Below are 7,200 nucleotides of genomic sequence, written 5' to 3' on the forward strand. Positions count from 1 at the left end.
GCCAATGCCATCAACATGGTGCTGGATTCGGTCGACCTCGGGCTCGAATACGACGCCGCGCAGCTGGCGCGCAACGCGGCGAACTACGATGCCGACCACAAGCTCGCCCTGACCGGCGCTGACCGCTGGACCGGCGCCAACTCGGATCCGGGCAAGGATATCGGCGACGCCAAGGAAGACATCCGCGGGTACACCGGGCGCCGCCCGAACGTCCTCGTCCTTGGCCCCTCGGCAGCCAAGGCGCTGAAGAACCACCCGAAGATCAAGGAGCAGTTCAAATACGTCTCCAAGGACTCGATCACGCTCGATATGCTGGCGGCGTACTTCGAGCTCGAGAAGGTGGTGGTCGGCGATGCGGTCTTTCTGCCGGAAACCGCTCCCGACACGGCCAAGGCCACGGATGTATGGGGCGATGACGCTATCCTCGCATGGGTACCCCTGACCGGCGGCAACTTCATGGTGCCGTCCTATGGCTACACCTATGAACTGACGGGCTATCCGCAGGTCGAGGCGCCCTACTATTCGCGCGAGACCAAGTCGTGGATCTATCCGACCACGACCGAGCGCAAGCCGTATCTGGTGGGGCCCGACGCGGGTTTCCTGTTCCAGAACGCCGGCGCCGCAGCGGCGTAAGGGGGCCATGATGAAGGTCACCCTGTCGGGCCCGGCCAGGATCGGCGGGCAGCGCAAACGCCCCGGCGACGTGGTCGATGTCGATCTGCTCACGCTACGCCATCTTGAGGCGGCCGGGGTGATCGCGCCCGAACTGGCCTCGGCTGCGGCGACGGACACGCCGGTCAGCGCCATGACGCAGGCCGAGTTCGAGGCCGCGGTGGCGGCCACAGCGAAGGTGCTTGCCGAGACGATGCTGGATGCCGCCCTGGAAGAGGTTGTCGCCACGGTCGAGGCCGAGAAGAACGCCGCGTTGGCACGGGCGGTCGAGGCCGAGGCGCAACGCGACCTGCTCCAGGCACGGGTCGAGGAGCTGCAACACATTCTCGCCGAGCAAACCGACACCACCCCCGCCGCGGCGGCGGCCAAAACCTCCTCCCCGGCCGCCGCACCCGCCGCGAAATCCACCCGCAAGAGTGGTGGCGCGGCCAAGGGCTGATGCCCCTTGTGCGGGCCGGTCAGCAGGCTGGCCCGCACACCCCAACCCCAATCGTCAGGATCCCGCGATGAGCACCAACATGGGCCTCCCCGTTGCCGGCTACCGCCCGCAGTCCGACCGGGCCGTTGCCACCGTCAACAGCAACAAGATCCTCGAGGAGCGGATCCTGCGCCAGATCGACGCGCTGGAACGGGATCCCGCGGTGGATCGACGCTGGCTGGCCATCGCCAAAACCCACATCCAGGAGGGTTTCCAGGCGATGAACCGGGCGGTGTTCCAGCCCGCGCGTATCTCGCTGCCCGAAGACGACGCGGCCGAGGACTGATCCATGGCCTACGCCACCCTTGCAGACCTGGTCGAGCGCGCGGGCGAGGCGGAGGTCCGTCAGATTGCCGACCGCGACCGGGACGGGGTGCCCGATCCTGACGTGATCGGAGCGGCCCTTCAGGATGCGTCCGACCTGATCGACGGATATGTCGGTGCCCGGTACGACATACCACTGGCCTCGATCCCGCCGCAACTGCGGCCCTGGGCGGTGTCGATCGCGCGCTACACGCTGCATCGCAATGGTGCGCCGACGTGGGTCGAGCAGGACTACAAGGATGCCCTCGCCGCCCTGAAGGACGTGGCGCACGGCCTGATCGCGCTGCCGGTCGCTGCCGGCGATACGCCGCCGGTGGCCGTCACGGGCCAGACGATGGGGCGGCATCCGGCCCAGGTATTCACCCCCCAGAAACTGAGGGGGTGGTGATGTTGGCCACGATCCAGACCCGCCTCAAGGCGCAGCTTCCAGCGGCTCGCTGGGTCGGCGTCGAAATCGCAGAAGATATCGACGCCTTCTCGGATCGCGCCGGGCAGGTCGAGAGTGGCACGGCCATCATCATGCCCTGGGGTGAGCAAGCGCAGCCGCAGCAGGATGCCACGGGGGCATTCCGCCAGCTGGTGCGGACGGTTTTCGCCATCGGCGTCGTCATCCGGCACTACGACCATCTGATGGGTGCCGACCGTGCGCTCCAGTTCGACACCTACAAGGCCGATCTGGAAGCCGCGATGGCCGGATGGGAGCCCAACGGCACCCTCGACCCCTTCGAGCTGGTGGGCGGCGAGAGCAGCCCCGTGACCACGGGTGTCAGCATCTACGTCCAGACCTGGGCCTGCACCCGCATCCTGACAGGAGCCTGACCATGCGAGACCGCCCCGCCACCGGCGGAACCTTCACCCGCGACCCCGCCACCGGCGCCCTGACGCCGGCGGTGGAGAACGCCCCCGTCATCCCGGCCGAGACCCCCGTGGCCGAGCCCGAACCCGAAACCCCGGCGGCCGAGCCCGAGCCCGCCCGCATGAAGAAGGGACGCTGACATGGCTTTCCGCCGCGCCCGCCGCCTGGCCATCCTCCACAAGCTCGAAACCACCTATGGCACCGACGCCACGCCCGCCGCAGCCGATGCGCTGATCGGCTCCAACGTGACCTTCACCCCGGTGGAGGGCGAGGAGGTCCGCCGCGACCTGCTGCTGCCATACCTCGGCCACCAGGGCACGATCCTGACGGCCGAATACGGTCGGATCGAATTCGATGTCGAGCTCGCGGGGTCCGGCACCGCCGGTACCGCCCCGAAATTCGACAGCATCCTGCAGGCAGCGGGGCTGGCGGTCACGCTGACCGCCAGCGTCGATGCCGAATACTCGATCGTCGAGGACGCCACGAAAAGCGGCTCGCTCTACTTCGTCGCGGATAAGGTCCGGCATGTGTTCCTCGGCGGGCAAGCCAGCCTGGCGATCAATATTTCCGCCCGTCAGATCCCGAAGATCCGCGTGACCTACATGGGGCTGCTGGGCGCTGTGACCGACATCGGTTCCATGCCCGCGGCCTCGCAGATCGGGTGGATCGCCCCGGTGGTGGTCAGCAAGGCCAACACGGTGATGACCCTGCACGGCTGGACCGCAGTCGCGGAAAGCCTGTCGCTGGACCTGGGCAACGAGCTGGTAGCGCGGCACCTGATCGGGGACGAACGGATCCTGATCTCCGACCGCCAGTCCACCGGCACGGCAGTGGTCGAGGCACGCTCGATCGCGACCATCGACTGGTTCGACCGCGCCCGCGCGAGCACCACCGGCGCGCTGTCGCTGATCCACGGCACCGCCGCCGGCAACATCGTCGAGATCGCCGCACCCAACGTCCAGATCGGGAAACCGACGCAGGGCGAGACCAACGGGATCATCAACTACTCGATCCCGCTGATGCTGCGTCCCAACGCCGGCCGCGATGAGATGACCATCACCTTCCGCTGACCCCCCCCCCGAACGGGGCGTCATCGCCCCGTTGAACACCCCCTTCATCACCTTCAGGAGACCCCGCCATGAAGTTCGTTCTCGGTTCCGCTGCTGTCTGGTGGCCCGTCAATGTCAGCCGTCCCGACCCCGACGCCCAGGGCAAGACCATCACCCAAACCCTGAAATGCCAGTTCCTGCCCATCGAGCAGGATGCATTCCTCGCCGAACAGGAACGGATCGCCGCCATTCCGGGGCTGCGCGCGCGGGCTGCGGCGGAGCGGGACTATCTGGCCAACACGTTCCAGGACTGGGCGGACGTCGAGGACGGCGACGGCAACAGCGTGCCCTGCACGGCGGATCACAAGGCCGCTGCGCTCCAGGACGGTGCATTCCGGGCAGGACTGTGGCGGGCGATCGGCGAGGTCACCCTCGGCGAAGAGGCCCGCCTGGGAAACTGAAGGCGGCCGGCCGGGCCTGGGCGCTCTCGCGTCTCGGCCGCGCCGACAGCCGCGAGCCCGTCAGGCTCGACGCCGATCTGATCCACCAGTTCGAGATCCTGGGCGCACCGATCGCGCCCGGGGCGCTCCCCGCCGCTCCGGCGGCCTCAGAAGGCTTTGAGGTCATGCCCGTCAACTGGCCCGCCGTCACCGCGTTCCTTGGCTGCGAGACCCAGTGGCGGTGCGCGGCGGGCCTCGCAGGGCTGATCTGGCTCGGCCTCGACTACGGCGCGGTCGATGTCGTGATGCGCCGGTGCGGGCTGGCGGATGAGGTGTTCACGGACATCCAGCTGATCGAACAGGCCGCGCTGGATGTGTTCTCGGAGGATATGTCGTGACCAATCGCAATATCGGCGTCTATATCCTGTTCAAGGCCGATGCGTCTCAGGCCAAAGCCGCGACCACCGAAGTCAAGGCCGCGGTCGCCAGCGTCACCGACGCGACCCGCGCGCAGGCCCAGGCCGATGCCCGCGCAGCCACGACGATCGAACAGGTGACCTCGACCCGCAAGCGTCAGACCGAGGCGACCCGCGCCCAGGTGGTCGCTGAGCGCCAGGCGCGCGAGGCGGCAATCACCGCCGCAACCAGCGGGGCGGCCACGGCGCTGCCGGCGGCGGCCTTCGACACCTCCGCGCTGACACGCGACACGACGGCCTGGGCGTCGTCGCTCGCGGGCGAGCTGCGGCAGACCACCGCCGTGGTTCATGAGGCGGGCACCGCGCTGCAATCGCTCCAGCCGCGCACGGCGGCGGCGGTCGGGGGCTTTCTGAAAGCTGCCGCGGCGGGTGCGGCCTGGCGAGCCGAACTGACCATGATCCGCGAGCGGCTCAACCCGGCCGTCGCCGCGCATCGCGAGCTGCAGGAGGCAATCAACAGCGTCGAGACCGCCGAGGCGGTCGGCGCGATCACCGCCCGTGAGGCATCGGTCGCGATCGACCAGCTGTCCCGGGCGATGATCGACCTGCAGGCCCGGGCCCAAACAGCGGGGGTGTCGCTGACCGAGATCGGGCCTGCCACGCGGCAGGCCACCACCGCGATGCAGGCGCTGATCGAGCGGCAGACAGGGTTCACCGCTGCCAGCACGGCCAGCACCGCCGCGACCCTGCGGCATGGGCAGGCGCTGGATGATCTGCGCGCCCGGTTCAACCCGCTCTTCGCCGTGTCCCGCGCCTATGAGCAGGAGCTTCGCGATATTGCCGATGCCGAACGGCAAAATGCGATCACGGCAGGAGAAGCCGCGGCGGCCCGCGAGCGGGCGGCACAGGCGATGGCTCCGGTTAACCGCGGGGGAGTGGCCGGTGGGGGTGCGGCGTCAGCCTATACGATGAACCTCGGGTTCCAGGCCAATGACATCGCGATGATGACCATGATCGGTCAGTCCCCTGGGGTCATGGCGATGCAGCAGGGCCCGCAGGTCGTCCAGATTTTCAACCAGATGAAATCTGCCGGGATGGCGATCGGGCCAGCTGTGGCAGCATCAATCTCCAGCCTCATCAATCCCATGGCTCTGGTTACCATCGGGGCCATAGCCGGCGGTGCTGCATTGGTGCAGTGGGCGATGTCCGCGATCAGCGCCGGGAAGGACACGCGGTCGTTCGGCGAAGTTCTCGAGAGCCTCTCAGCTGCCATCGACCGCTACCGATCCGCCAACGACCAAGCAAGACGCTCCACCATCGAACTGAAGGAAGAGTTCGGCTCGGCTGCCGATGCAGCCGGCGAACTCATGCAGCGGATCGCGGAACGGGAACGCCGCGGCATCGAGCGCGATCTGACGGCTCTCCGCAAGGAGATCCCGAAGGAAATGGGGATCGATCTCCGGCCGCATCTGGAACTGGGCCAGCTTCGCGGTCAGGAGCACGATCTATTGCGATCCTTCGGCCTGAGTGGATGGCGCGAGGAGAGCTGGCAGACGGCACGATCCATCGTTGCTGCGTTCCGGGAGGTCGAAAAGGCGACAACGCTCGATGAACAGATCGCCGCCGTTCAGGAACTGCATGGCCTCTATCTCCAGGCGGCCGAGGCCGCGGGCGGGATCAGCAAGCAGGAAGATGCTCATCTGGCGAAGATCCAGCAGACATTGCAGGGTCTGCTGCGGCTTCGTGGCGCCGACGAGAACTCCAAGGGTGCAACCGCGCTATCTCGAATGATCGCCGACTTCGAGCGCGAGGCCGAACTCGCTGCCGCGGTACTGGCCTATGGCGAAAACAGTGCCCAAGTCGAGGCGATCCGTGCCGATCACGCCCGTGAGGCGCTGCGCATCCGACTGGAAGATCTGAAGGTGGAAAAGGACAGCGGTGATGCGGGCCGCGCCCGAGAAGCGCTGGAGGCGCGCCTTGCGACAGATGCCGACGCTGCGACCGCGAAGCGCAGGAAGGCGGCGCGCGATATCGTCGGTGACCTAACCCGCCAAGCCGAAGTGTCGCAAGCGATCCTGCGCCATGGCGAGGAGGCGGTCGAGGTCGAGTTGGTGCGCGAGCGGCATGCGCGCGAACTGCTCGGCGCCCGGACGCTGGAAGCAGGGCTCGGATGGGTGCTCGCCGGACAGGCGCAGGCCCTGCTGGCTGCCGAACAGGACCGTCTACGCACGATCAAGGAGATGGAAGGAACCCGATCTGCCGACCGGATGATGGTCGATCTGATCGGCCAGGCCGCGATCAACGCGGCGATCCTGCAACATGGCGAAAACAGCATCCAGGTGAAGGAACTGCAGATCGCGGCCGAGCGGCGCCTGCACGAGGAAAGCCTCAAGACCCTGAAGGTTTCCGAGGCCCGCAAGGAGGAGTTGCGCCGGCAGTGGGAACTGACCAACGGTCTGGCCTCGGACGATCCCTTCGGCCGCCTGGCCGCGGCGCGCGACCGAGACCGGAGCCATGCCGACAGCCTCGCCCGGCTGGAGCTGGAACTGCGGCTGGTCGGCCAGACCTCGACGATGCGCGCCCGGGCGCTGGCCATCCACGAGGCCGAGGTGCGGATGCGGCGCGAGGGCTACGACCTCGGCAGCCAGGAAATCGAGATCGAGAAGGCCCGCGCGGCCGCCCTGGCGGATATCACCACCGAACTGGAGCGGCAGCGCGACGCTTGGGACAAGGTCCATCGGGCGGCGGAAGGCATGATCGACGGACCGATCGATGCGCTGCTCAAGGGCGATCTGAAGGGTGCGCTATCCTCCGTCGTGGAAGAGGTGGCGGGGCTTTGGTCTGAACTGGCCCTGAAGAACCCGCTGAAAAACCGGCTGCTGGGGACCAACTACGCCACGCTGGACGATGTGGGCGGCCTCGGCGGGATCGTCGGGCGGCTGTTCGGAGGCGCGCAGGCCGAGCC

General features: G+C 67.8%; 10 protein-coding genes. All 10 read left to right on the forward strand.

Features of this window, described 5'->3' with window-relative positions; genetic code table 11:
* Positions 1 to 633, forward strand: a 633-nt coding sequence (locus RGD00_RS22705) for a major capsid protein (RefSeq protein WP_310459521.1), incomplete at its 5' end; no start/stop codon positions are given.
* Between the two features lie 10 nt (positions 634 to 643).
* On the forward strand, positions 644 to 1,111 hold the full coding sequence (locus RGD00_RS22710; RefSeq protein ID WP_310459522.1) for a hypothetical protein: 468 nt from the start codon (positions 644 to 646) through the stop codon (positions 1,109 to 1,111).
* 67 nt (positions 1,112 to 1,178) lie between these two features.
* Positions 1,179 to 1,436 (forward strand): Acb2/Tad1 domain-containing protein, encoded by a 258-nt coding sequence (locus RGD00_RS22715; RefSeq protein WP_310459523.1) that lies wholly within the window; start codon positions 1,179 to 1,181, stop codon positions 1,434 to 1,436.
* Between the two features lie 3 nt (positions 1,437 to 1,439).
* Positions 1,440 to 1,862, forward strand: coding sequence for a gp436 family protein (locus tag RGD00_RS22720; RefSeq protein ID WP_310459524.1), 423 nt, complete (start codon positions 1,440 to 1,442; stop codon positions 1,860 to 1,862).
* Positions 1,862 to 2,293 (forward strand): phage tail terminator protein, encoded by a 432-nt coding sequence (locus tag RGD00_RS22725; protein ID WP_310459530.1) that lies wholly within the window; start codon positions 1,862 to 1,864, stop codon positions 2,291 to 2,293. Before RGD00_RS22720 ends, RGD00_RS22725 begins: the two co-directional genes overlap by 1 nt.
* A 2-nt stretch (positions 2,294 to 2,295) precedes the next feature.
* Positions 2,296 to 2,469 carry a hypothetical protein gene (locus RGD00_RS22730; protein ID WP_310459525.1) on the forward strand — a complete coding sequence of 58 codons (174 nt, stop codon included), beginning with the start codon at positions 2,296 to 2,298 and terminating at the stop codon, positions 2,467 to 2,469.
* A gap of 1 nt (position 2,470) precedes the next feature.
* The gene (locus tag RGD00_RS22735) at positions 2,471 to 3,400 is read left to right on the forward strand and encodes a phage tail tube protein (RefSeq protein ID WP_310459526.1); all 930 of its coding nucleotides are present in this window, start codon (positions 2,471 to 2,473) and stop codon (positions 3,398 to 3,400) included.
* Positions 3,401 to 3,468: 68 nt separating this feature from the next.
* A complete protein-coding gene (locus RGD00_RS22740; RefSeq protein WP_310459527.1) occupies positions 3,469 to 3,840 on the forward strand; it encodes a hypothetical protein in 372 nt (123 codons plus the stop codon).
* Positions 3,786 to 4,217 carry a DUF1799 domain-containing protein gene (locus RGD00_RS22745; RefSeq protein ID WP_310459528.1) on the forward strand — a complete coding sequence of 144 codons (432 nt, stop codon included), beginning with the start codon at positions 3,786 to 3,788 and terminating at the stop codon, positions 4,215 to 4,217. Before RGD00_RS22740 ends, RGD00_RS22745 begins: the two co-directional genes overlap by 55 nt.
* Positions 4,214 to 7,200: phage tail length tape measure family protein (locus tag RGD00_RS22750; protein WP_310459529.1), on the forward strand; the 2,987-nt coding region annotated here is incomplete at its 3' end. The genes RGD00_RS22745 and RGD00_RS22750, both read left to right, overlap by 4 nt.

The organism is Ruixingdingia sedimenti, from assembly GCF_031432425.1.
In the GTDB taxonomy this organism is placed as follows: Bacteria; Pseudomonadota; Alphaproteobacteria; order Rhodobacterales; family Rhodobacteraceae; genus Ruixingdingia; species Ruixingdingia sedimenti.

What these genes read in the sequence shown, in the direction of transcription:
- RGD00_RS22710 (WP_310459522.1), top strand. Translation starts at nt 644, where the DNA reads ATGAAGGTCACCCTGTCGGGCCCGGCCAGGATCGGCGGGCAGCGCAAA.
- RGD00_RS22715 (WP_310459523.1), top strand. Translation starts at nt 1,179, where the DNA reads ATGAGCACCAACATGGGCCTCCCCGTTGCCGGCTACCGCCCGCAGTCC.
- RGD00_RS22720 (WP_310459524.1), top strand. Translation starts at nt 1,440, where the DNA reads ATGGCCTACGCCACCCTTGCAGACCTGGTCGAGCGCGCGGGCGAGGCG.
- RGD00_RS22725 (WP_310459530.1), top strand. Translation starts at nt 1,862, where the DNA reads ATGTTGGCCACGATCCAGACCCGCCTCAAGGCGCAGCTTCCAGCGGCT.
- RGD00_RS22730 (WP_310459525.1), top strand. Translation starts at nt 2,296, where the DNA reads ATGCGAGACCGCCCCGCCACCGGCGGAACCTTCACCCGCGACCCCGCC.
- RGD00_RS22735 (WP_310459526.1), top strand. Translation starts at nt 2,471, where the DNA reads ATGGCTTTCCGCCGCGCCCGCCGCCTGGCCATCCTCCACAAGCTCGAA.
- RGD00_RS22740 (WP_310459527.1), top strand. Translation starts at nt 3,469, where the DNA reads ATGAAGTTCGTTCTCGGTTCCGCTGCTGTCTGGTGGCCCGTCAATGTC.